Annotated in this window: 18 protein-coding genes; 9 read left to right on the forward strand and 9 right to left on the reverse strand. The window is 67.9% G+C overall.

The annotated features are described in order from the left end of the window. Positions 1–40 precede the first annotated feature (40 nt). From QE360_RS03810 to QE360_RS03820, 3 genes are all read left to right on the forward strand, one after another. The gene (locus QE360_RS03810) at positions 41–1,570 is read left to right on the forward strand and encodes a Do family serine endopeptidase (RefSeq protein WP_309692345.1); all 1,530 of its coding nucleotides are present in this window, start codon (positions 41–43) and stop codon (positions 1,568–1,570) included. A gap of 93 nt (positions 1,571–1,663) precedes the next feature. Beyond that, the gene (locus QE360_RS03815) at positions 1,664–3,268 is read left to right on the forward strand and encodes a helicase HerA-like domain-containing protein (protein WP_309699414.1); all 1,605 of its coding nucleotides are present in this window, start codon (positions 1,664–1,666) and stop codon (positions 3,266–3,268) included. A gap of 586 nt (positions 3,269–3,854) precedes the next feature. Beyond that, positions 3,855–5,846, forward strand: coding sequence for an OPT family oligopeptide transporter (locus QE360_RS03820; RefSeq protein WP_309699416.1), 1,992 nt, complete (start codon positions 3,855–3,857; stop codon positions 5,844–5,846). A gap of 143 nt (positions 5,847–5,989) precedes the next feature. On the opposite strand, the gene QE360_RS03825 is transcribed toward QE360_RS03820, so the two are convergent. The 4 genes from QE360_RS03825 to queF all read right to left on the reverse strand — a co-directional run bounded on the left by QE360_RS03825 (position 5,990) and on the right by queF (position 10,585). After that, complete coding sequence (locus QE360_RS03825) at positions 5,990–7,273, reverse strand: glycoside hydrolase family 130 protein (RefSeq protein WP_307102613.1); 1,284 nt, start codon at positions 7,271–7,273, stop codon at positions 5,990–5,992. A 59-nt stretch (positions 7,274–7,332) separates the two neighbouring features. Then, positions 7,333–9,603, reverse strand: a complete 2,271-nt coding sequence (locus tag QE360_RS03830; protein ID WP_309699419.1) for a glycosyltransferase family 4 protein — start codon at positions 9,601–9,603, stop codon at positions 7,333–7,335. Between the two features lie 205 nt (positions 9,604–9,808). Next, positions 9,809–10,066, reverse strand: a complete 258-nt coding sequence (locus QE360_RS03835; protein WP_309699421.1) for a DUF333 domain-containing protein — start codon at positions 10,064–10,066, stop codon at positions 9,809–9,811. Positions 10,067–10,144: 78 nt separating this feature from the next. After that, positions 10,145–10,585, reverse strand: a complete 441-nt coding sequence (queF, locus tag QE360_RS03840; RefSeq protein WP_007403692.1) for a preQ(1) synthase — start codon at positions 10,583–10,585, stop codon at positions 10,145–10,147. 21 nt (positions 10,586–10,606) lie between these two features. On the opposite strand from queF, the gene QE360_RS03845 reads away from it, so the two are divergent. From QE360_RS03845 to QE360_RS03870, 6 genes are all read left to right on the forward strand, one after another. Then, a complete protein-coding gene (locus QE360_RS03845; protein ID WP_309699423.1) occupies positions 10,607–12,139 on the forward strand; it encodes a cryptochrome/photolyase family protein in 1,533 nt (510 codons plus the stop codon). 247 nt (positions 12,140–12,386) lie between these two features. Then, positions 12,387–13,232 (forward strand): sulfurtransferase, encoded by an 846-nt coding sequence (locus tag QE360_RS03850; protein WP_309699425.1) that lies wholly within the window; start codon positions 12,387–12,389, stop codon positions 13,230–13,232. 5 nt (positions 13,233–13,237) lie between these two features. Next, positions 13,238–14,434, forward strand: coding sequence for a cystathionine beta-lyase (metC, locus tag QE360_RS03855; RefSeq protein ID WP_309699427.1), 1,197 nt, complete (start codon positions 13,238–13,240; stop codon positions 14,432–14,434). Then, positions 14,431–15,723 (forward strand): mechanosensitive ion channel family protein, encoded by a 1,293-nt coding sequence (locus QE360_RS03860; RefSeq protein WP_307102600.1) that lies wholly within the window; start codon positions 14,431–14,433, stop codon positions 15,721–15,723. The genes metC and QE360_RS03860 overlap by 4 nt, the downstream gene beginning before the upstream one ends. Before the next feature lie 197 nt (positions 15,724–15,920). Then, entirely contained in the window at positions 15,921–16,757 is an 837-nt protein-coding gene (locus QE360_RS03865) for a TorF family putative porin (RefSeq protein ID WP_309699430.1), read from the forward strand. 161 nt (positions 16,758–16,918) lie between these two features. Continuing rightward, positions 16,919–18,055, forward strand: a complete 1,137-nt coding sequence (locus QE360_RS03870; protein WP_309699432.1) for an energy transducer TonB — start codon at positions 16,919–16,921, stop codon at positions 18,053–18,055. 91 nt (positions 18,056–18,146) lie between these two features. On the opposite strand, the gene QE360_RS03875 is transcribed toward QE360_RS03870, so the two are convergent. From QE360_RS03875 to QE360_RS03895, 5 genes are read right to left on the reverse strand one after another with little or no spacing between them, the layout of a single operon-like run. Continuing rightward, a complete protein-coding gene (locus QE360_RS03875) occupies positions 18,147–18,566 on the reverse strand; it encodes a DUF3035 domain-containing protein (RefSeq protein WP_309699434.1) in 420 nt (139 codons plus the stop codon). Continuing rightward, positions 18,559–19,065, reverse strand: a complete 507-nt coding sequence (gene lspA / locus QE360_RS03880; RefSeq protein WP_309692308.1) for a signal peptidase II — start codon at positions 19,063–19,065, stop codon at positions 18,559–18,561. Before lspA ends, QE360_RS03875 begins: the two co-directional genes overlap by 8 nt. Beyond that, on the reverse strand, positions 19,058–21,889 hold the full coding sequence (gene ileS / locus QE360_RS03885; protein WP_309699436.1) for an isoleucine--tRNA ligase: 2,832 nt from the start codon (positions 21,887–21,889) through the stop codon (positions 19,058–19,060). Before ileS ends, lspA begins: the two co-directional genes overlap by 8 nt. Before the next feature lie 45 nt (positions 21,890–21,934). Further along, positions 21,935–22,864: a bifunctional riboflavin kinase/FAD synthetase gene (locus QE360_RS03890; RefSeq protein ID WP_309699438.1), complete on the reverse strand. Its 930-nt coding sequence runs from the start codon at positions 22,862–22,864 to the stop codon at positions 21,935–21,937. Between the two features lie 33 nt (positions 22,865–22,897). After that, complete coding sequence (locus QE360_RS03895; RefSeq protein WP_309699440.1) at positions 22,898–23,926, reverse strand: diguanylate cyclase domain-containing protein; 1,029 nt, start codon at positions 23,924–23,926, stop codon at positions 22,898–22,900. Between the last annotated feature and the right edge of the window lie 28 nt (positions 23,927–23,954).

The raw sequence follows: 23,954 nt of genomic DNA on the forward strand, positions 1-23,954 counted from the left end.
CACGGTCAAACTGAATTTTCTTTGAGAGGACCCTAGCCCAGTGCGCTACGCCTACGCCATTACCAGTGCGCTCCTCCTCGGTGGCGCGACCGCGACCCTGGCCCTCCAGCCCGGCACCGCCCAGGTCGCGCAGAACGAACCGGGCGCGATCCAGGCGGTCGCCCCCCGCGCCGGCGCGCCTATGAGCTTTGCCGACATGGTCGCCAAGCTCCAGCCCGCCGTCGTCAACATCTCCACCAAGCAGTCGATCACCGTCAAGCAGCAGCCGAACCCGTTCGCGGGCACGCCGTTCGAGGGCATGTTCGGCCAGTTCGGCGGCCAGACCGGGCCGCAGCCGCAGAAGCGCGAAGGCGCCTCGCTGGGCTCGGGCTTCCTGATCTCGCCCGACGGCTATATCGTCACCAACAACCACGTCATCGCACCGGGCGCGCAGGGCGCCTCGGTCGATTCGATCACCGTCACGCTCAACGACCGCAAGGAATATACCGCCAAGGTCGTCGGCCGCGACGAGACCTCGGACCTGGCGGTCCTGAAGATCGACGGCCAGAACCTGCCCTTCGTCCGCTTCGGCGATTCGTCGCGCGCGCGGCCGGGCGACTGGGTGCTGGCGATCGGCCAGCCCTTCGGCCTGTCGAGCACCGTGACCGCCGGTATCGTCTCGGCCGTCCACCGCGTCACCGGCCAGGGCGGCGCGAACGACCGCTTCATCCAGACCGACGCCGCGATCAACCAGGGCAATTCGGGCGGCCCGATGTTCGACATGAACGGCAATGTGATCGGCATCAACAGCCAGATCTATTCGCAGTCGGGCGGCAATATCGGCATCGGCTTCGCCATCCCGGCCGAAGACGCCAAGCCGATCATCGACAAGCTGATGAAGGGCCAGAAGATCGAGCGCGGCTATCTGGGCGTGCAGATCGGCGGCCCGGTCACCGACGATGTCGCCGCGTCGCTGGGCATCCCCAAGAACCAGGGCGAGGTCATCGCCAAGGTCGAGCCCAACGGCCCCGCCGCCAAGGCCGGGCTGAAGGCGTTCGACGTGGTGACGAAGGTCAACGGCCAGTCGGTCACGCCCGAACAGACGCTGTCCTATCTGATCGCCAATGTCCCGCCGGGCGGCCGCGTCAACCTCGAGGTGCTGCGCGGCGGCAAGCCGGTCTCGCTGACCGCGACCGCCGCGACGCGTCCGTCCAACGAGGAACTGGCCGCGTCGCTGGGTGACGGCTCCGACGCCTTCCCCGACAGCGACGACGATGCGCAGGTCGCTCCGGCGGCCGGTGGCGGCCTGGGCCTGTCGGTGCAGACGCTGACCCCGGCGATCGCCCGCGCGATCAATGTCGAGCCATCGACCCAGGGCGTGGTGATCGCGGCGGTCGACCCGTCGAGCGATGCCGCCTCCAAGCTGAAGCGCGGCGACGTCATCACGGCGATCAACGGCACCCCGGTCCGCAGCGCCGCCGACGTCCAGCGCGTCGTCGCCGCCGCCAAGGCCGCCGGTCGTCCGCAGGTGCTGGCGCAGATCACCCGCGGCCGGATCGCCGACCGCCTGATGCCGCTGCGCATCAAGTAACGGTCCCGCCCGTCCGAAAAGGGCCGTCGCATCTCCCCGATGCGGCGGCCCTTTTGCTATTCCCGTCACCGAACGCCGCGATAATATGCCGCCATGGACGGCATCTTCATCGGCATGGGCGGCGGCAAGCCGCAGGCGATCGACCTCAAGCGCGCGAACCGGCACGGCCTGATCGCGGGCGCGACCGGCACCGGCAAGACGGTGACGTTGCAGACCATGGTCGAGGGCTTCTCGCGCGCCGGGGTGCCCAGCTTCGTCGCCGATGTGAAGGGCGACCTGTCGGGGCTGGGGCTGGCCGGATCGGCGCTGGGCAAGACCCATACCGCCTTCGCCGCGCGCACCGCCGAGCTGGGGATGACCGACTGGTCCTATGAGGCCGCGCCCGTGCAGTTCTGGGACCTGTTCGGGACCCAGGGGCATCCGGTCCGCGCCACCGTGTCGGAGATGGGGCCGCTGCTGCTCGCGCGGATGATGGGGCTGAACGAGACGCAGGAGGGGGTGCTGACCATCGCCTTCCATGTCGCGGACAAGGAGGGGTTGCTGCTCCTCGACCTCGACGACCTCCAGGCGATGCTGGCCGAATGCGCCGCGCGGGCCGACGAACTGACCACCACCTATGGCAATGTCTCCAAACAGTCGGTCGGTGCGATCCAGCGCGCCTTGCTCCAGCTGCGCACGCAGGGGGGCGAGCATTTCTTCGGCGAACCCGCGCTCGAACTCGCCGACCTGATCCGCACCGACGATGCGGGGCGCGGCGTCGTCAACATCCTGGCCGCCGACCAGCTTATGGCGAGCCCCAAGCTCTATGCCACCTTCCTCCTGTGGCTGCTGTCCGAACTGTTCGAGCAGCTTCCCGAGATTGGCGACCCCGACAAGCCCAGGCTCGTCTTCTTCTTCGACGAGGCGCATCTGTTGTTCGACGGGGCCGCCCCCGCCTTGGTCGACACGATCGAGCGGGTCGTGCGGCTGATCCGGTCGAAGGGTGTCGGCGTCTATTTCATCACCCAGAACCCGATCGACGTGCCCGACAAGATCGCCGGGCAGCTGGGCAACCGCGTCCAGCACGCGCTGCGCGCCTTCACCCCGCGCGACCAGGCGGCGGTGCGCTCGGCCGCCGAGACGTTCCGCGCCAATCCCGGCGTCGATGTCGCCAGCGCGATCACCGAGCTGAAGGTCGGCGAGGCGCTGGTGTCGCTGCTCCAGCCCGACGGCTCGCCCTCGCCGGTCGAACGCACGATGATCGCCCCGCCGCGCAGCCGGGTCGGCCCCGCCACGCCCGAGGAGCGCAAGGTCCTGGTCGAAACCGACGCGGTCGGCGCGAAATATGACCAGGCGATCGACCGCGAATCGGCCGAGGAACTGCTCGCCGCCAAGACGCAGGAAGCCGCCGCCGCCGCTGCGGAAGCGCGGGCCGCGACCGAAGCCGACAAACAGGCGGCGCAGGCAGCCAAGGCCGAAGCGAAGGCCGCGAAGGAGGCCGAACGCGCCCGCATCGCCGAACAGCGCGAGGCCGCCAACTCCCCCTGGGCCAAGATCGCGACCAGCGCGGCACGCTCGGCCAGCTCCTCGATCGGGCGACAGGTCGCCAACGAGATCGGCAAGCAGGTGTTCGGCGGTGGTTCGCGGCGGCGGTCGAACAGCGGGGGGATCATGGGCGCGGTGGTGCGCGGGGTTTTGGGGAATCTGTTCCGGGGTTGACCCTCCCCAACATCCGTTCAGCCTGAGCGAAGTCGAAGGCCAAGCGATACCGCCTGCCACAGACTTGGGACGGAACGACATGCAGTATTGCGGTCTTCTTCCCCTCTCCCCTGGACAGGGGAGAGGGTTAGCGAAGCTTGCCAGCCTGGTGGCTAGCGCAGCTTGGGTGAGGGGTTGAGCGAGCCCAAGGGCTCGCGCGCTCGCAAAGCGAGCGCCCACCCCTCACCCAGCTCCGACTAAGCCTTTGCTTTCGCAAAGACCAAGTCTGCGCAACCCTCTCCCCTCTGCGAGGGGCGAGGGAGGGAAAGGCATCGGTGAATGGCGATCGGCCTTGGTGGTGCCTGGACCCCGGCCTCCGCCGGGATGGGGGCTTGAGATAACGGGTTTCCCTTGGCCTTCGACTTCGCTCAGGCTGAACGGAGGTTGGGGCCCGTTCAACGGATGTCAGAGGATACCCCCCGCCCGCCAACCGAGGGTGGGTGATCCATTCGCCGCCCGTTCGCGCCGGGCGAAGTCGAAGTGCACGCCCCGCCCCCCGGCCACGAAACCCTAGTCGCGCGCCCCGCCATCTGCCACATCTGCGCGCATGAGCCGTACCTCTGCCACCGCCGCCCCCGTCGTCGAGCTGACCCTTCGCGGGATCGCGCTGGGCGGGATCATCACCCTGCTGTTCACCGCCGCCAATGTCTATCTGGGGCTCAAGGTCGGGCTGACCTTCGCGACCTCGATTCCCGCAGCGGTCATCTCGATGGCAATCCTGCGCTATCTGCCGAACAGCTCGGTGCTGGAGAACAATATCGTCCAGACCGTCGCCTCGGCGGCGGGGACGCTGGCGGCGATCATCTTCGTACTGCCCGGCCTGGTCATGATCGGCTGGTGGCAGGGTTTCCCCTATCTGCTGACCGCCGGGATCACCGCGACGGGCGGCATATTGGGGGTGATGTTCTCGGTCCCGCTGCGCCGCGCGCTCGTGGTCGACACCGACCTGCCCTATCCCGAGGGCCGCGCCGCTGCCGAGGTGCTGAAGGTTGGTGCAGGCAGCCGCGAGGGCGAGGTGGAGAGCGCGGTCGGGCTGCGGCTGATCGTCGTCAACGCGCTTGCCTCGGCCGCGTTCGCGATCCTGACCCAGACCAAGCTGGCGGTGGCCGAGGCGGCGGTCTTCTTCCGCACCGGCGCGGGCGCGACCGGGATCGCGGGCGGGCTGTCCTTCGCGCTGATCGGGGTCGGGCATCTGGTCGGTCTGTCGGTCGGCATGGCGATGCTGGCGGGGATCGCGATCGGATGGTGGGGGGCGTTGCCGATCCTGACCGCCATGGCCCCCTCGACCGGGCCCGTCGCCGAATGGGCGGGCAGCATCTTTTCCCGCGACGTCCGCTTCCTGGGCGCGGGCGTGATCGGGGTGGCGGCGATCTGGACGCTCCTCAAGATCATCGGGCCGGTCATCGGCGGCATCCGCTCGTCGCTCGCCGCCGCCTCGGCCAGGCGCGACGGGGCGGTGCTGGCGGTGGGCGAGCGTGACCTGCCGATTGGGATCGTCGCGGCGGTCGCGCTGGCGACGCTGGTGCCCATCGCCGGGCTGCTTTGGTCGGTGATCGCGGGCGGGCCGCTGGCGGCGTCGGGCGTCGCGCTGATCGGCGGCGCGCTGCTCTTCATCCTGCTGATCGGCCTCGTGATCGCGGCCGTGTGCGGCTATATGGCGGGGCTGATCGGCGCGTCCAACAGCCCGGTGTCGGGGATCGGCATCCTGTCGGTCCTGGCCGCCGCGCTGCTGCTGGTCGGACTGTTCGGGCGCGGCACCCCGCCCGAGACGACGCAGGCGCTGGTCGCCTATGCGCTGATCGTCACCGGCGTCGTGTTCGGCGTGGCGACCATCTCCAACGACAATCTCCAGGACCTGAAGACCGGCGAGCTGGTCGGCGCGACGCCGTGGAAGCAGCAGGTGGCGCTGGTCATCGGCGTCGTCTTCGGCAGCCTGGTGATCCCGCCGGTGCTCGACCTGCTCAACGCGACGCTGGGATTCGCGGGCACGCCGGGCGCGGGGCCCAATGCGCTGTCCGCACCGCAGGCCGCTTTGATCTCGGCCCTGGCCAAGGGGGTGCTGGGCGGCGATCTCAACTGGACGATGATCGGCGTCGGCGCGCTGATCGGCGTCGGCGTCATCATCGCCGACGAGCTCTGCGGCAAGATGGGCTGGCTGCGCCTCCCGCCGCTGGGCGTGGGGCTGGGCATCTATCTGCCGATGACCGCGACGCTGCCCGTCGTGCTGGGCGCGGTCATCGGCCATGGCTATGACCGCTGGGCGCGGCGCAGCGCCAATCCGGAGACGGCGGAGCGGCTGGGCGTGCTGGCGGCGACCGGGCTGATCGTGGGCGAAAGCCTGTGGGGCGTGGGCTTTGCGGGAATCGTCTATCTGACCGATTCGGACGCGCCGCTGGCGCTGGTCGGCGACGGCTTCGCCACCCCCGCGCTGGTCGGGGGGACGCTGCTGTTCCTGGGGCTGTTGGCGGCGCTGTATCGCTATACGCGCCGCCAGGTCGTCAGCTTGCCGCACGAGCAAACCACCATTCCTCCCCTGTAAGGGGAGGTGGCAGGGCGCAGCCCTGACGGAGGGGTGTCCCGGTGAGAGGGGCGGGCTTCGCTTCGCCACGACAACACCCCTCTACCATGCTCCGCATGGTCCCCCTCCTTTTACAGGGAAGGAATGGAGGGGGCCGCAGGGCGTTACATTGCCGCCAGCAACTCGCTGATCTTCACGAAGGCGAAGCCGATCGAGCTGTCCGCGATGCCGTAAGGAAGGAACAGCGAGTCGCCGTGCCGGATCGCGCCGCACGAATAGACGACGTTGGGCACATAGCCTTCGCGGTCCTGGTCCTTGGCGGCCAGGATCGGCTGCTTCGTCCGGCCCAGCACCTTGGAGGGGTCGTCCTTGTCGAGCAGCGCGGCGCCGATCGAATATTTGCGCATCGCACCGACGCCGTGCGTCAGCAGCAGCCAGCCCTCGTCCGTCTCGATGGGCGGGCCGCAATTGCCGATCTGCACCAGCTCCCACGGATAGACGGGGGTCAGGATCTTCTCACCCTCGTCCCAATGGGTCAGGGAGTCGGACTTGAGCAGGAACAGATTCTCGCCGTCCTGCCGCCCGATCATCATATATTGCCCGGCGACCTTGCGCGGGAACAGCGCCATACCCTTGTTGCGCGCCGCCGAGCCGGTCATCGGCACGAGGTCGAACGCGCGGAAGTCGCGGGTGCGCATCAGTTCGGACTGGATGCCCGAGCCGTCATAGGCGGTATAGGTGCCGATCCACTCGACCGCGCCGTCGTCATGCGTGAACTGGACGATGCGCATGTCCTCCAGCCCCTTGGACTGGGCCTGGGTGATCGGGAAGATGACCGTGCCCGACAGCGTCGAGTCGCGGTGGCGATGCACCGTGACGGGGCCGCCCGGCACATCGTCGTCGCCCCAGCCATGCACGTCGGTCGCGGTCGCGAAGGGCGGCTCGGGCGCGAGGCGAAGCTGGTTCTGGTCGTTGATGATGCCTTCGCGAAAGGCGACCGAGGAAATATGCCCCTCGCCCACCGCGCGCATCGACATCAGGATGCGCTGCGACCCCGGCTGGATGCCCGTCTGGTCGAAATGCGGGACCGCAGATGGGTTCATCAGCGCGGCGGCGGCATAGCTGTATTCGTGACAGAAATACGCACCGATAAGCTGCCGCTTCTCGTCGCTGATCGTCGCCCCGTCGAGCTTCAGCAGATCCTCGATCTGGTCGTAGCGGGTCATGAAGACGCGCCGTGTCTGCCAGTGCCGCGCTTCGAAATCCTTCAGCACGGTTTCCAGCTGGTCGCGCGCCTCCTGCGGGGTCATCGCCAGCACCTCGCCCACCAGCCGTTCGGTCCGGCTGGGCGGCGCGCCATTGCCACCGCCCCAGGCGATGTGAAACGGCCGCACCACGACGCGGGAAGGATCGGCATGAAGCCGCAGCCGGTGGTTGAAAAGATCCATCGCGCTACCGTCTCGCCACTTTACCCAAAACGCTCATCCCATCCCCCATGCTGGACGCATCAGGCGATGTGACGATCGGCTCCTGCCATGGATGATGCGGAATGGCAAAGGCTGGCGATCGCGCAATTGGCGAGCTGCAGGGCCAGGATCGACTCCGCGCCCTGGTTGCGGTTGAGGCCGGTGGGCATCAATCCGTCGAAACAGCCGCCGTCCTGCGCCGTCGCCAGCGGCAGGTCGAGGTCGTTCAGACCCAGGAACCAGCCATAGGCGCGCTCGCCCTCGGCGATCCAGCGCGGGTCCTGCGTGGCAGCATAGGCCGATTGGCAGGCCTCGACCGTCGCCTGCGCCTCCAGCGGCTGCTGGTCGAACTGCAACGGCTCGGCATAGGGGCGACCGAAGCTCTCGCTGCCGACCGCGCGGAAACGGCCTTCCGGCGAGGTCTGCTTGGCGACGATCCAGTCCAGCGTGGAAATGCCGCAGTCGATCAGGTCCTGACGCCCCAGCGCACGCCCCGCCTCGATCAGCGCCTGCGGCACGCGGGCATTGTCATAGGCGAGCACGATCTCGAACCACTGCCATTCGGGCCGCCGCGCTTCTTCCAGCAGCGCCAGATGCAGCGGGGGCAGCTTTTCCAGGATGGTGCGGGCCAGCTGATGCCCCGGCCGCGCCTCCAGCATGGCGGCGGCGCCCAGCATCGCAAAGGCCTGGGCCCGCAGCGAACCGAGGTCGAGCGCCAGCGAGGCGGTCGCGTCGAACCACATCTGCGCCCAGTCGCGATGCTTGGCGAGCTGCGCGTCGCGCGCGGCGACGCCCAGCGCCCACAGGGTACGACCGTTGGAATCCTCGGACCCCACATCCTCGCACCAGCTGCGATCGAACCGCATGAAGTTGCGATAGCGCCGCGCTTCGGGATTCCAGGCATATTGCAGGAACGAGGCGTAGATGGTGGTCCATTTGTCGCGCGTGACGGGATCGATACCGGGCGCCTGGGTCATGAAGATCAGTGCGCGGGCATTGTCGTCGATGCAATAGCCATGGCGGCGATCGGGCACCGAATAGATGGCATGCTGCAACATGCCGGTCGAATCGCTCATCCGCTCGACGGCGGCCAGATCGGGGGCCAGCGGCTTGATCGTCGGCGTATGGCCGGTGGCGATGCGGCGCGGGCGGGTGGTGATCGCGGTGCCGATCTGCTTGATCGCCGCCTCGGCCAGACGCGGCCAGATCATCGTGCGGCCGCGCGCATAGGCACGCTGCGACAGCCGCTCGCGCGCCGTGTCGTCGCCGAGCAGCCGGTCGATCTCGCGCGCGAATCCCTCGACGTCGCCGAAGGGGACGAGCACGCCGTGATCGTCGTCCAGTATCTCGGCGGCATGGACATAGGGGGTGGAGATCACCGCCTTGCCGACGCCGACCGCATAGGACAGCGTCCCGCTCGTGATCTGGGCGGGGTTGGTATAGGGCGTGGCGTAGATGTCGGCGGCCTGGAGATATTCGATCAGGTCGTCATGGTCGACGAACGCATCGACGAAGGCGACATTGTCCGCCACGCCGCGCGCCTCGGCCAGCGCCTTCAGCCGGTCGCGATAGGCCTCGCCCTCATGCGCGATCAGATTGGGATGGGTCGCGCCCAGCACGACATAGAGCAGCTCGGGATGACGCGCGGCGACGGCGGGCAGCGCCTTGATGATCGTCTCGATCCCCTTGTTGGGCGCCAGCAACCCGAAGGTGAAGACGACCTTGCGACCTTCCCAGCCGAACCGGGCCTTCAACATATCCGGCGAGATCAGCTCGCGGTCGGGCACGCCGTGCGGGATCATCGCGATCTGGCGCGGATCGGCGCCATAGACGCGCTTGAGGATGTCGCAGCCCTTGTCCGCCATGACGATGATCTTGGCGCAACGGCGGAGCAGCCCCTCCATCACCCGGCGTTCGTCGGCCGAGGGCTTTTCGAGAACCGTGTGGAGCGTCGCGATGACGGGCAGCGTGGTACGGTCGAGCAGCGCGAGCAGATGCTCGCCCGCCGCGCCGCCATAGATGCCATATTCGTGCTGGACCCAGATGGCCTGCGCGCCGCTCGCCTCGATCCGGCGGGCCATGTCGATATAGGCGGAGCGCTCGTTCTGCGGGATGGCGGCGGTCACGGCCGGGGGATAGGCGTAGCGGCCGGGATGATCGTCCATCGCGTATACGTCGACCGCCAGATTGGGAAAGCGATCGCGAAGGGCCGAATAGACGTCGGTGGTGAATGTCGCGAGCCCGCATTGCCGGGGCAGGAAGTTTCCGATCAGCGCCAGTCGTTCGATCACGGTTCCGTTCGCATCCGCCATATTGCCAGTCCTTAAGCACGACACGTCGGGGCGGGTTTCCCACCGGACACATCGTTTCAAGGTTAACCCGCATTTGGCAGGAAGGTTGCAGACCGTATTACATATTTGCTGCACCGCAACCGTCTCAGGCGACCGGGCGCTGCAAAGGCCCGGTCTGCCGACGAAAAGGGTCGCTCAGGCCCCCATTGCGAAGCGGAATGTCCTATCAAAAGGGATTGTGCCGGGGCGAGGGCTTCTTGCCGTCGAACATCCGGTACAGCGTCCATTCCTCGACGATCTTCTTGCCGGGCAGATAGCACAGGCCGAGCTGCGACCGGTCCGGCAGCGTGGCGTTGACCGAGCGGCCGCCCATCTTCTGGCAGAAGACCGATGCCGGGTTGGGCATGGCCTGCGCCGCGGTCGGCAGGACGGCGGCGGCAAGACAGAGGGGAAGGGAAGCGGCGATCATCAACCTGGTCTTCACGACGGAACCTCCATTCTGTGAGGCGCTCCGTCTAGCATGGCCCGCTGAACCCCCGCTGACCGGCCCGGCCGGGGGTCGTCAGCCCCGGCCGCGATAGCCCGCGACGCCCTGGTCGGGCAGCCACAGATCGGCGGGCGGGGCCGAGGACTGCCAGAACACGTCGATCGGAATGCCGCCGCGCGGATACCAATATCCGCCGATGCGCAGCCAGACCGGCTTCATCTCCTCGAACAGACGCTCGCCGATGCCGACGGTGCAATCCTCATGGAAACCGGCATGGTTGCGGAAGCTGCCCAGGAACAATTTCAATGACTTGGACTCGACGATCGTCTCGCCGGGCACATAGTCGATCACCAGATGCGCGAAGTCGGGCTGGCCGGTCACCGGGCAGAGCGAGGTGAACTCGGGTGCCGCGAACCGGATCAGATAGGTGCGCCCCGGTCGGGGGTTGGGAACATAATCGAGCACCGCCTCTTCCGGGGAAGCGGGCAGCGCGCTGGTCTGGCCGAGATGCTTCATGAAAGGCCATGTAGGACAACCATGCCCGAATCGCCAACGCTGATCCCGATATTGGGCGATCAATTGTCGATGAACCTGTCGTCGCTGGAGGGTGCCGATCCCGAAAGCGCGGTCCTGCTGATGATGGAGGTGGCGGACGAGACGGCCTATGTCCGCCATCACAAGGCCAAGATCGCCTATATCCTGTCCGCGATGCGCCATCATGCCGAGGCGTTGCGTGAGGCGGGCTGGACGGTCGATTACGTCCGGCTGGACGACCCCGACAATATGGGCAGCTTCACCGGCGAAGTCGCGCGCGCGGTCGGACGCCACGACCCCGCGCGGATCGTCGTCACCCAGGCGGGCGAATGGCGCGTCGCCGCGATGCTGGAAGCGTGGGAGACGATGTTCGGCATCCCCGTCGACATCCGTCCCGACACGCGCTTCATCGCCAGCCAGGCCGAGTTCGAGGCCTGGGCGGAGGACCGCCAGGAACTGCGCATGGAGTATTTCTATCGGCTGATGCGGCGCAAGACCGGCCTGTTGATGAAGGGCGACAAGCCCGAGGGCGGCAAGTGGAATTACGACGCCGACAACCGCAAGCCCGCCCCCAGGAAGGACAGGCCGCCCGAACCGCTCGCCTTCGCCCCCGATGCGATCACGCGCGAGGTGCTGACGCTGGTCGCCGCGCGGTTCGACAACCATCCCGGCTCGCTCGACGGTTTCGCCTATGCGACCACGGCGGAGGACGCGCAGAAACAGGCCGAGGCGTTCATGGCGAACGGCCTGTCCAAATTCGGCGACTATCAGGATGCGATGCTGACCGGGCAGCACCAGCTGTGGCACTCGGTCCTGTCGCCCTATATCAATTCGGGGCTGCTCGACCCGCTCGAGCTCTGCCGGATGGCGGAAGGGGAATATGAGGACGGGCGTGTCAGCCTCAATTCGGTCGAGGGCTATATCCGCCAGATCATCGGCTGGCGCGAATATGTGCGCGGGCTCTACTGGCATGTCGGGCCGGACTATGTGAACCGAAACGCCCTGCGCGCGACCCGGCCGCTGCCCGGCTTCTACTGGACGGGCCAGACCGACATGCACTGCATGGCCGAGGCGCTGGGCCAGACGCTCGACACCGCGCATGCCCATCACATCCAGCGGCTGATGGTGACGGGCAATTTCGCCATCCTGATCGGCGCGGACCCGGCGGAGGTGCATCGCTGGTATCTGGAAATCTATATCGACGCCTATGAATGGGTCGAGCTGCCCAATGTCGTGGGCATGAGCCAGTTCGCCGATGGCGGCATCATCGCCTCCAAGCCCTATGTCTCGTCGGGGGCCTATATCAACCGCATGTCGGATTATTGCGGGGCGTGCCGCTATGATGTGAAGCAGCGGGTGGGTGAGGACGCCTGCCCGTTCAACGCGCTCTATTGGGATTTCCTGGCGCGGCACGAGGAGCGTTTCGGCGAGAATCCGCGCATGGCGATGCCCTATCGCAACTGGAACCGGATGGCGGAGGAAGACCGCAAGGCGATCCGGGCGCAGGCGGCGGGATTTCTGGAGGGGTTGGAATAGCGAGATTCTCGTGGCCTTCGTCTTCGCTCAGAGTGAACGAAGCGAGGAATAACCTATACTCGCCTCTGGCCGCTCCCCTCCCGCAAGCGGGAGGGGATGGGGGAGGGTCTGGAGTCTCACCGAGACCAGCCCCCGTGGCCCTTGCCCCTCCCCAACCCCTCCCCCTGCCGGGAGAGGGGCTTTAGCTTGGCTTGCGACCCCGCCCCGAACACGCCTAGGTACGGCACTCGACCAAGGGGACCCCAGGATGCCGCCACTCATCAACCCGGACGAACTCGCCGCCATCGCGGGCGAAGCGGATGTGCGCATCCTAGACGTCACATACTTCCTCGACGATCCCGGCGACGCGAAAGCACGGCGCGGGTTCGAGGACGGGCATATTCCCGGCGCGCGCTTCCTGGCGCTGGGAGGGCTGGCCGATCCCGACAGCGACTTGCCCATGACCCTGCCCATGGCCGAGCATTTCGCCCATGCGATGAGCGAGGCGGGCGTCGGCCATGCCGACCGGATCGTCCTCTACGACCGCTCCCCGCTGCACAGCGCGGCGCGGGCCTGGTGGATGCTGACGCTGTTCGGCGCGAAGTCGGTCGCCCTGCTCGATGGCGGGCTGGAGGCTTGGACCGCCGCGGGGCATCCGGTCATGACGGGCCCGGCGGGTGCGGTCGATACGCCCGGCCTGTTCGTCGCCCATGCCGATCTGGCCCGGCTGCGCACGCTCCGCGAAGTCCATGCCCATGTCGAGGCGGGGGATGCGCAACTGGTCGATGCCCGCTCGCCCGGCCGCTTCGCCGGGTCCGAGCCCGAACCCCGCCCCGGCGTCGAGCCGGGCCATATTCCGACCGCGCTGAACCTGCCCTATTCCCGGCTGTTCGAGGCCGATGGCCGCTGGAAATCCCCCACCGCCATTGCCGAGGCCTTTGCCGCCGCCGGGGTGGACCCGACCAGGCCGATGGTCGCCACCTGCGGCTCCGGCATCACCGCCTGCGTGCTGGCCTTCGGGGCCGAGCGGATCGGCGGGATGATGCCGGTCTATGACGGCAGCTGGACCGAATGGGGCTCCGACCCCAGCACCCCCAAAGCGAAAGACGCGTGACCCCGATGACCGACGACGACCTGCCCATCAAGCCCGCCACCCGTCTGGTCCAGGCGGGCCGCCGCGCGGAATGGACGAAGGGCGTGGTCAACGTCCCCGTCTGGCGAGGCTCCACGGTCCTCTACGACAATGTCGCGCATATGCGCGCCACCGGTGCGGGCAATTTGCACGAAAAGCTGTTCTATGGTCGCAAGGGCCTGCCCACCCAATGGTCGCTGGCCGATGCGCTGACCAGCCTGGAGCCGGGGGCGGAGGCGACCTTCCTCTACCCCTCGGGCGTGGCGGCGATCGCGGCGGCGTTGCTGTCGGTCCTGTCGCCGGGCGACGAATTGCTGCTGGTCGACAGCGCCTATGACCCGACGCGCGGGCTCGCCACCGGATTGCTGGCGCGGATGGGGATTACCACGCGCTTCTACGACCCGCTGGTGGGGGCGGGCATTGCCGAGCTGATCGGTCCGGCGACCCGCGCGATCTTCCTCGAAAGCCCCGGCTCGCTCAGCTTCGAGGTGCAGGACATTCCCGCCATCGTCGCCGTCGCCAAGGAACGCGGGATCACCACGATCCTCGACAATACCTGGGCGACGCCGCTGTTCTTCCCGGCGATCGAGAAGGGCATCGACCTGACGGTGCTGGCCTGCACCAAATATGTCGTCGGCCATTCTGACGCGATGCTGGGCTCGGTGACGGCAGCGCCGTCGCACTGGGCGGCGCTTCGCGACACCAGCTTCCAGCTGGGGCAGGTCGCCAGTCCCGACGACGCCTATCTGGGCAGCCGGGGACTGCGCTCCATGGGCGTGCGGCTGGCGCAGCATCAGCAAAGCGCGCTGACCATCGCGAAATGGCTCGCCGAACAGCCGGGCGTCGCGCAGGTGCTCCATCCCGCGCTCCCCTCCTGCCCCGGCCATGCGATATTCGCGCGCGATTTCCTGGGGTCGAGCGGGCTGTTCGCCTTCGTCCTCGACGGCGGCAACGATGCGGCGCGCACCGCGATGCTCGACGGGCTGGCGCATTTCGGGCTGGGGTTCAGCTGGGGCGGCTATGAGAGTCTCGCCATCCCCGCCGACCCGCACCGCTATCGCAGCGTCACCAAACGCGATTTCGCCGGGCCGTTGATCCGGCTCCAGATCGGGCTGGAGGACACGGACGACCTGATCGCCGATCTCGACCGGGGGCTTGCCCGCTTCCGGGCCGCGCGCGGGTGACGCTGGTCGAATGGCTTCAGGCGAGCGGCATCGAACTGCCGACCCGCGTCGAGGCCATCGAGGCCGGGGTCGCCTCGGTCCTGACGCTCGCCATGCTGGCGGGCGGCGTGGTCGCGGGGCGCAAGCTCGGCCCGCATGTCGCGGCGCTGGTCCAGCGTTTCGCCGCGACCCAAGGCGAGGCGCTGCAAGCGCGCATCTGTGCGATCACCCGCCATCTGGCCGCCGCCCTCCTGCTGATGACGCTGGGTGCGATCTGGCCGTGGGAGTCGCTGGCGGGCGTGCCCATCGGGCTGGCGCTGGGCAGTTCGGTGGCGCGGGCGGGGTTCCAGCTGCTGCGCGGGCTGAACCTGCCGCGCTGGCTGGCCTGGGTCTTCGCCACCGTCTGTTTCGTCGCGCTGTTCAGCCGCGAGATCGGCGGGCTGGAGCCGGTCACCCGGCTGGCCGAGCAGATCGGCTTTACCGTGGGATCGCGGCGATTCTCGGTGATGCTGCTGGTGACGATGCTGGTCACGGTGGTCGCCATCCTGGCTCTGACCCGTGCGGTGACGCGGATCACCGAGCAGTGGATCGGCCATGCGCGCGGGCTGGACCCGACCCAGAAGCTGCTGGCGCAGAAGCTCGCCAGCATCGGCATCGTCGTCATCGCCTTCTTCTTCGCCATCGACCTGCTGGAGATCGACCTGACCAGCCTGGCGCTGTTCTCGGGCGGCTTCGGCCTGGCGATCGGCTTTGGGTTGCAGAAGACGATCGGCAATCTGATCGCGGGCATCATCCTGTTGATGGACCGGTCGATCAAGCCGGGCGACGTCATCGCGCTCCAGAATGAGATCGGCTGGGTCAACAAGATCGGGGTGCGCGCGGTGTCGATCATCACCCGCGACGGCAAGGAGCATCTGATCCCCAACGAGAATCTGATGACCCAGGAGGTGGAGAACTGGTCCTATTCCGACCGCAACGTCCGCGTCCGCATTCCCGTCTCGATCGCCTATGACAACGATCTGAAACTCGCGCAGGAGCTGATGCTGCGCGCCGCGCGCGAATCGCCGCGCGTGCTCAAAAGCCCCAAGCCGACCGTCTGGCTGATGAGCTTTGGCGACCATGCGCTCCAGCACGAGATACTGGCCTGGATCAGCGATCCCGAAAGCGGGGTCGGCAATGTCCGCTCCGACGTGCTCAACCGCCTGTGGTTCCTGTTCAAGGAGCATGGCATCGGCCTGCCCTATCCCCAGCGCGACATTCACATCCGTTCGCTGCCGGGCGGGGCGCGTCACGAAAATCTGGGGGCATGACCTGTGCTGTTTGCGCAACATCGCGTCACATGAAAGCCAACCTGCGTTAGATTATACTTGTGCGGCGCACCACGTCCTGCCAATTCTTGCCAACTCGCTACGGCAGACGGTCCGCCGGGTTTGACCCGACATGATAGAGGCCGCACCCATGCGGGGTTGCAGGTGAGAACATCGAATTTCCGTTTGAAAGGGAAACGATGCGCTTCTCCACGATCCTCCTCGGCGGCCTCTCGCTGGTCGCCGCGACGCCCGCCTTCGCGCAGGACAGCGGCACCGAAACCGCACCGCCCTCGCCGATCACGGTCAGCGGCAGCGCGGCGATCCTGACCGACTACCGCCTGCGCGGCATCTCGCAGACCAACAAGAACGCCGCGGTCCAGGCCGCGCTGACGGTCAGCCACGAAAGCGGATTCTATATCGGCACCTTCGCCTCCAACCTGGCGGGCTGGGGCACGTTCGGCGGCGCCAATATGGAGCTGGACGGCATTGCCGGGTACAAGCACAGCTATGGCACCGCGACCGTCGATGCGGGCGTGACCTGGTACACCTATCCGGGCGGCGCGTCCGAATCGGACGTGGTCGAATTCTTCGGCCGCCTGTCGGGGACCGCCGGTCCCGCCACGCTGACCGCCGGCGTCTATTACGCGCCCAAGCAGACCTCGCTCGGCAACTTCTCCAACACCTCGTACAGCCGGGGCCAGCGTTGGGACAATCTGTACCTGACCGGCGACGGCGCGGTCGGCATTCCCAACACCCCGATCACCGCCAAGGCGCATATCGGTTATTCCAAGGGCAATCCGGGCCTGGGCCCGAACGGCACCAGCCTGTCGCCGACGGGCCAATATTGGGACTGGTCGCTGGGCGCCGATGTCGCGGCGTACAAGAACTTCACCTTCAACGTGTCCTATATCGACACCGACATCACCCGCTCCAAGTCGGCCTATCTCCAGCCCAATTTCTCCAAGGGGCAGGTTCCGGGCGGCGACACCATCGCGGGGGCGACGGTGGTGTTCTCGGTGACCGCGGCGTTCTAAACGACGAAATGGCTTTTCGGGGATGAAGGGGCGGCGCCGGCAACGGTGCCGCCCTTTTGCTGTCCGATGACATTCCCGTCACTGGCATTGCCGCTGTCCGGGCCTTAGAACGTTCCCCTGGCCCGGCTCCGGTGTCCGGGACATCAGGGGAGCGCCGCCACATGCCTCAGCCGTCACGCCCGACCGCCTGGACCGCCACGTTGCTGGCGACTGTCGCGATACTGACCCCGGCCCTGCCCGCCCGCGCGCTGACGCCGATCGCGCCCGGGGGACAATGGCTGATCCGCTGGATACCGGGCGAGGTCCGGTGCGAGGGCGCGGTGGTGAGCGCGCAGATGATCCGCCGCCCATGGAATTCGCTCAGCTGGGCGCCGCGCACCCCGCAGGACTCGGTCACGCTGCGCTTCGCGATCGATGCGAGCGGCCGACCGATCTCGATCACGCGCCAGGGCACCGGCTATGCCCCCCTCAGCGAGGATGTGGCGCCCGCCTTCACCGCCAGCCGGTTCGCGGCGGGGGCGCCCCATTCGGAATGCAGCGTGACCTACACCCCCGGCGGTTCGCCGCTGGCCGACGCCGATCCGGTCGAGCTGATGGCCTATACGCTGCACCCGATGTCGGGGGTTCTGCCCCGCGCGGGCTGGGACCGGATTCGCGCCGGCGCGGGCGATTGCCTCACCGCCCCCTACCCTGCGCCGTTGATCCGGCATTTCCCCGATTTCCAGGCGATCCCCGCGACGCCTGGCGCGTCCGACTGGTCGATGGTCCGCTATGATCTGGACAAGGGCGGCAGGCCGGTCGGCGCGGCCATCCTGGCGGGCACTGGCAATGCCGCGCTCGATAAGGCTTCGCTGGTCGCGGTCAACGCCTCGCGCTTCACCAACGGCGCGCGGACCGGCTGCCTCTATCCCTTCCGCCGTGCGCCCGCCACGCTACCCGCGCCGGACATGCCCGCGATGATCCGCGATACCAAGATGCCGGGCAACTGCCCCGAGGATCATGGCTGGGCGACCCCGCCCAGGCTATTCTTCGCCGAAGCCTATCGCCGTCGCTCGATCGAAGGCTGGGCGGTCGTCGCCTATGACGTCGCGCCCTGGGGCGAGATCGGCAATCTGAAGGTGATTGCCGCCCAGCCCTCCAGCGATTTCGGCGAGCAGGCGATCTCGGTCCTGCGCACCGCGCGGTTCCCGGCGGGCGGACAGGGCTATACCGGCTGCGTCGACCGCGTCCGCTTCAGGATCGGGCCGGAGACCATGGCCTATGCCGATGGCGAAGGGGCTCCGCCGCCCGCTTATTGAGAGGCGATCCGGGCGCGCATCCCGGCGATGAAAAAAGGGGCCGGAACGCATATTGCGCCCCGGCCCCTTCCCTCTCGAACCTGTCGCGGGATCAGCGCGTGCCAGCGGCGGCGCGCGCGTCCTGGCCGTCACCCTCGGGCGCCGCCACGATGTCGCGCGTGGTCGCACCCTTGTCGACGACGTTCGTGCCCGGATCGCCGACCGAGGAGCGGATGCCCGCATCGGCGCTGTCGCCGCCGGCATTCTGCACCAGGCCATATTCGGACTGGCTGCGTGCCGCCTGGCCGCCGAACAGCGCGTCGAGCGTCTGCTGCTGGTTGCTACGCGCCTGGACCGGCGCGGCGCCCGGCTGGGGCGGGACCAGCGCGAAATCGGGCGGGATGATCAGCGAGGGCTGACGCGCGACGGCGAACTCGTCGGGACGCGCCCGGTCGAGGCCGCGCCCGGCCCCACATCCCGTCAGCAACGCGGCGCAGGACAGACCTGCGATGACGGGCACCAACTTACGCATTGCTCTTCTCCACGGGAGCAGGCCGATCGCGCACGAGAAGCGCGCGCGCCAGCAGAACCAGAACGCCTATCGTAATCGCTGCATCGGCGACATTGAAGACCAAAAAGGGCCGCCACTCGCCGAAGTGCAGATCGGCGAAATCGACGACATAGCCGAACCGCACCCGGTCCAGGATATTACCCAGCGCCCCGCCCAGCACACAGCCGAGCGCGACCTGGTCGACCGGGTTGCGCTCGCGCGTCATCCAATAGCCGACCGCCAGCGCGATCGCCCCGGTCATCGCGACCAGCGCCCAGCGCGAGGCGTTGCTGTCGGCGGTCAGCAACCCCAGCGAAATGCCGAAATTGGGGACGAAGCGCAGGTTGAAGATCGGCGCGATCTCGCGCACGTCGCCGAGCGACCGCAGGCCCATCGGCCCGGTGATCGCCCATTTGATGACCTGATCGAGCAGGAACAGCGCAACCGCCGTCACCAGCCCCAGCCGGGGGAACTTAGCCATGCGCGACCACCTCGGCACAGCGCCCGCACAGCTCGCCGTCCACCGCCACATCGGGCAGATGACGCCAGCAGCGACCGCATTTGTGCTTCGTGGTGCGCGTCACCGTCACCGTATCGGCCAGCGCCACATCGGCGACGATGAACGCCTCGGCCAGCGCATGCGGCTCGAGCGGCAGCGACGGCACCGTCACCTCGGCCTCGTTGGACGAGCGCACGGTCTTTTCGCGGCGCAGCGGCTCGATCGCCTCGGTCACCTGCGCGCGCAGGCCCCGGATCTCAGTCCAGCGCGCCATCAGCGCCTCGTCCTCGCCCAGCTGCGGCAGCTCCGGCCATTCGAGCAGATGGACCGAGCCATCCTCCGACGGATAGCGCGACTGCCACACTTCCTCGGCGGTGAAGCACAGGATCGGCGCGGCATAGCGGACCAGCGCATGGAACAGGATGTCGAGCACGGTGCGATAGCTGCGCCGCTTCGGATCGGTCGCGGCGTCGCAATAGAGCGAGTCCTTGCGGATATCGAAGAAGAAGGCCGACAGGTCCTCATTCGCGAAATCGGTCAGCGCGCGCAGGTAGCGGTTGAACTCATAGGCGTCCGCCGCCCGGCGCAGCTCGGCGTCGAGCGTGGTCAGGCGGGCTAGGACGTAACGCTCCAGCTCGGGCATCGCGTCGAACGAGATGCGCTCCTCCTCGCTGAACCCGTCGAGCGCGCCCAGCATGTAGCGGAAGGTGTTGCGCAGCTTGCGATAGCTGTCCGAGGCGGTGGCGAGCACCTCCTTGCCGATGCGCACATCCTCAAAATAATCGGTCGAGGCGGTCCAGATGCGCAGGATGTCGGCGCCCGACTCGCCGATGATCTTCAGCGGATCGACGACATTGCCCAGCGACTTGGACATTTTGCGCCCCTGCCCGTCGAGCGCGAAGCCATGGGTCAGCACCGCGTCATAGGGTGCGCGCCCACGCGTGCCGCACGACTCCAGCAGCGACGACTGGAACCAGCCGCGATGCTGGTCCGACCCTTCGAGATACAGGTTCGCGCGCGTCCCCTCGCCATAGCGCGCCTCGATCACGAAGGCATGGGTCGAGCCCGAGTCGAACCACACGTCGAGGATGTCGTTGACCGGCTCGAAATCGGCGAGGGCGTAATCGGCCCCGAGCAGCGCCTGGTGGTCGGCGGTGAACCACGCATCCGCCCCGCCTTCGCGGAAGGCGTCGAGGATGCGGGCATTGACCGCCTTGTCGGCCAGATATTCGCCGGTCTGGCGGTTCACATAGAGCGCGATCGGCACGCCCCAGGCGCGCTGGCGGCTGATGACCCAGTCGGGGCGCCCCTCGACCATCGAACGGATGCGGTTGCGGCTGCGCTCGGGCACCCAGCGGGTCCGCTCGATCGCGTCGAGTGCGGTCTGGCGCAGCGTCGCGCCATTGCCCAGCGGCACGGTGAGGAGCGGCGTCACGCCCGAGATCGGATCGACATTCGCCATGGCGAGCGTCGGATCGACCGGTGCCTCGGCGCGGTCCATCGGGATGAACCATTGCGGCGTCGCGCGGAAGATGACCTTGGCCTTCGAGCGCCAGCTATGCGGATAGCTGTGCTGGAAATCGTCCGAGGCTGACAGCAGCGCGCCGACTTCGCGCAGGTCCGAACAGATCGGCCCTTCGGCGGAGACGAACTTCTTGTTGATGACGCTGCCCTGGCCGCCCAGCCAGGCCCAGTCGGCGCGGTAGGTGCCGTCGCCCTGCACCGCGAAGACCGGGTCGATCCCATGCGCCTTGCACAGCAGGAAGTCGTCCTCGCCGTGATCGGGGGCCATGTGGACCAGACCCGTACCCGCGTCGGTGGTGACGAACTCGCCCGCCAGGAACGGACGCGGCCTGGCGAAGAAACCGCCCAGCGCGTGCATCGGGTGCCTGGCCGTCGCGCCTTCCAGCACCGGGCCCTTCACCAGACCGATAAAGCCCTTCATCGTGATGCCGGTGCGCTTGGTGAAGGCGGGCAGCAGCGGCTCGGCGACGAGATAGCGGCGGCCATCGCATTCGAAATGCAGATAGTCGATCGCCTCGCCATAGCTCAGCGCCTGGTTGACCGGGATCGTCCACGGGGTCGTCGTCCAGATGACCGCCAGCGCGCCGACCAGATCGGGATATTCGGGGCAGGATGCGACCTCGAACCCGACATCGATCTGGGTCGAGACGATATCCTCATATTCGACCTCGGCCTCGGCCAGCGCGGTCTTTTCGACCGGCGACCACATCACCGGCTTGGCGCCGCGATAGAGCTGGCCCGACTCGGCGAACTTCAACAGCTCGCCCGCGATCACCGCCTCGGCGTCATAGGTCATGGTCAGATAGGGGTTCGCCCAGTCGCCCATGATGCCCAGCCGCTCGAACTGCGCCTTTTGCGTGCCGACCCAGGTATCGGCATAGGCGCGGCACTCGGCGCGGAACTGCGCGACGGGCACCTCGTCCTTGTTCAGCTTCTTGGCGCGATACGCCTCCTCGACCTTCCACTCGATCGGCAGGCCGTGGCAGTCCCAGCCGGGGACGTAAGGAGCGTCCTTGCCCAACAAGGTCTGCGAACGGACGATGATGTCCTTCAGCACCTTGTTGAGCGCATGGCCCATATGGATGTCGCCATTCGCATAAGGCGGGCCGTCATGCAGGATGAACCGCTCGCGCCCGGCCCGCTCGCGGCGGAGGCGGTCGTACAGCCCCATCTTGGCCCAGCGATCCAGAATCGCCGGTTCCTTGGCGGCAAGCCCCGCCTTCATGGGGAAATCGGTCTTCGGCAGGAAGACGGTGTCGCGATAATCGGGCGCGTCGGTCATAGGGGACACGCCCTTAACGACTTTAGGTTAACACGTCATGCCGGATTATGCACGGGCGAGAATGTCGCGCGCGCGGGCGCAATCGCCGTCCATCTGCGCGATCAGCGCGTCGAGCGTGTCGAACTTCGCCTCGGGCCGCAGATACTCGATCAGCGCGACCGACAGGGTCCGCCCGTACAGATCGCCCGCAAAGTCGAAGAAATGCGGCTCCAGCAATTCCTTGGGCGGGTCGAAGCTGGGCCGGATGCCCAGATTGGCCGCACCGTCCAGCACCCGCCCGTCGTCCAGCGTCCCGCGCACCGCATAGATGCCGTAAGCGGGGCGCAGATAATGCCCCATGTCGAGATTGGCGGTGGGATAGCCGATGGTGCGGCCCAGCTTGTCGCCATGCTGGACCATGCCTTCTATCGCGAACGGCCGGGTCAACAGCCGGGCCGCCTCGCGCGGGTTTCCGGCGGTCAGCGCGGCGCGGATCCGGCTCGACGAGACCGGCTCGCCGTCCAGCGTCACCGGCGCGACCGTCTCGGCCGAGAAGCCCTGCCGCCGCCCCCATTCGCGCAGGGTCGCGACCGTGCCGCTGCGCCCCCGGCCGAAGGTGAAGTCCTCGCCGGTCACGACGCCGCCGACCCGCAGCGCACCCAGCAGCCGCTGCTCGACGAATTCCTGCGCGCTAAGGGCCGCCAGCGCGGTGTCGAAGCCGAACACGACCATCGCATCCACCCCAGCCTCGGCGAACAACCGCTCGCGCTGGTCGAGCGTGGTCAGGCGGAACGGCGCGGCGTCGGGCTTAAACAGGCGAATCGGATGCGGATCGAAGGTCGCGACCAGCGCCGGACGCCCCTCGGCACGGGCACGCGAAACCGCGGCCCCGACCACCGCCTGGTGGCCGAGATGGAATCCGTCGAAATTGCCCAGCGCGACGATCCCCCCGGCCAGATGGGCCGGAACGGGGCTCACGCCATCAAGACGCTGCATGGGCGCGCGCTATAACAGGCCCGCGCAAATTGGCTAGGCGCGCGACACGACGCGATTGCCCTGCCCCGCGCTGGCCACGGCGCGAAAGGCCTCAGCCCGGTCGAGCACCTCCGGCAGCTCCGCGCCCTGCCCCATGGCGACACCCGCCGACAGAGTGACGACCCCGATCGGCTCGCCCGATCCGCGCAGCCGCAGCGTGCGCGCCAGCATCGCCCCGCGCGCCTCCTCCATCATCATCGCCAGATGCGACAGCGGGCGGCCGCGCAACAGCAGGACGAACAGATTGTCCTGCCAGCGGATGATGTCGGCACCGACACAGCTCTGGCGCAGCGTCGCGACGAAGGCACGCACGACATTGTCCGCCACCGACCGGCCATATCGCGCCTCGATCGCGTCGAGATCGTCCAGCCCGCAACTCGCCAGGACATAGCCATGCGCAAGGTCGGGCAGCTCCGCGATCATCTGGCGGGCGCCGGTCGGGGTCATCACGCCGGTCAGCGGGTCGACATCCTCGTTGCGCGGCACCGTGTCGATCCGATCACGCAGCGCCGCGATATGGCCCGACAGCTCGGCCAGCTCGCGCTCGGTTTTCGCGATACGCGCGATCAGCTGTTCGAGCAGACCGGCGACGTCGCCCGCGCTCCTCGCCTCCGGCGCATCCCGGTCCACGCCGGACAGCGCGGCCATGTCGCTGGTGAAGTCGCGGGTGATCTGTCGCGCGTCGGTGGTCAGCGACTCGAGCCGTTCGGCCTGGACGCCCAGGTCGCGCTGCCAGGCCTCATGGCTGTGCCCCGCCTCCTCGTGCACGCGCAGCAGCGGGCGGAGCGAATCGACATCGTCGGGCGTGAGGCGGACGCCGCCATCGGTCCGCCGCGCGACCTCGCGACCCAGCACGCTGCCGGGATGGCGCAGGGCGTGAAGCGCCACCGCATGGCTGTCGGGCGTATGCGCCAGCCGGTGCGCCTCCAGGAACAGCATGGCCTCCCGCTCGGCATCCCATCGTTCCTCCGCCTGCCGCTGCGCTTCCCAGATCATGCGATCTTGCCCGTCCGATAGGATCATCGCGCCTCATGATCGACGCGCCCGCCCG

Source organism: Sphingomonas sp. SORGH_AS_0789 (genome assembly GCF_031453055.1).
GTDB lineage: Bacteria > Pseudomonadota > Alphaproteobacteria > Sphingomonadales > Sphingomonadaceae > Sphingomonas.

Coding starts and splice junctions, on each gene's coding strand:
- QE360_RS03890 (WP_309699438.1), bottom strand. CDS start 22,864: ATGCAGCGTCTTGATGGCGTGAGCCCCGTTCCGGCCCATCTGGCCGGG.
- queF (WP_007403692.1), bottom strand. CDS start 10,585: ATGAAGCATCTCGGCCAGACCAGCGCGCTGCCCGCTTCCCCGGAAGAG.
- QE360_RS03825 (WP_307102613.1), bottom strand. CDS start 7,273: ATGGATCTTTTCAACCACCGGCTGCGGCTTCATGCCGATCCTTCCCGC.
- QE360_RS03830 (WP_309699419.1), bottom strand. CDS start 9,603: ATGGCGGATGCGAACGGAACCGTGATCGAACGACTGGCGCTGATCGGA.
- lspA (WP_309692308.1), bottom strand. CDS start 19,065: ATGGCTAAGTTCCCCCGGCTGGGGCTGGTGACGGCGGTTGCGCTGTTC.
- ileS (WP_309699436.1), bottom strand. CDS start 21,889: ATGACCGACGCGCCCGATTATCGCGACACCGTCTTCCTGCCGAAGACC.
- QE360_RS03875 (WP_309699434.1), bottom strand. CDS start 18,566: ATGCGTAAGTTGGTGCCCGTCATCGCAGGTCTGTCCTGCGCCGCGTTG.
- QE360_RS03820 (WP_309699416.1), top strand. CDS start 3,855: ATGAGCCGTACCTCTGCCACCGCCGCCCCCGTCGTCGAGCTGACCCTT.
- QE360_RS03850 (WP_309699425.1), top strand. CDS start 12,387: ATGCCGCCACTCATCAACCCGGACGAACTCGCCGCCATCGCGGGCGAA.
- QE360_RS03870 (WP_309699432.1), top strand. CDS start 16,919: ATGCCTCAGCCGTCACGCCCGACCGCCTGGACCGCCACGTTGCTGGCG.
- QE360_RS03865 (WP_309699430.1), top strand. CDS start 15,921: ATGCGCTTCTCCACGATCCTCCTCGGCGGCCTCTCGCTGGTCGCCGCG.
- QE360_RS03815 (WP_309699414.1), top strand. CDS start 1,664: ATGGACGGCATCTTCATCGGCATGGGCGGCGGCAAGCCGCAGGCGATC.
- metC (WP_309699427.1), top strand. CDS start 13,238: ATGACCGACGACGACCTGCCCATCAAGCCCGCCACCCGTCTGGTCCAG.
- QE360_RS03845 (WP_309699423.1), top strand. CDS start 10,607: ATGCCCGAATCGCCAACGCTGATCCCGATATTGGGCGATCAATTGTCG.
- QE360_RS03895 (WP_309699440.1), bottom strand. CDS start 23,926: ATGATCCTATCGGACGGGCAAGATCGCATGATCTGGGAAGCGCAGCGG.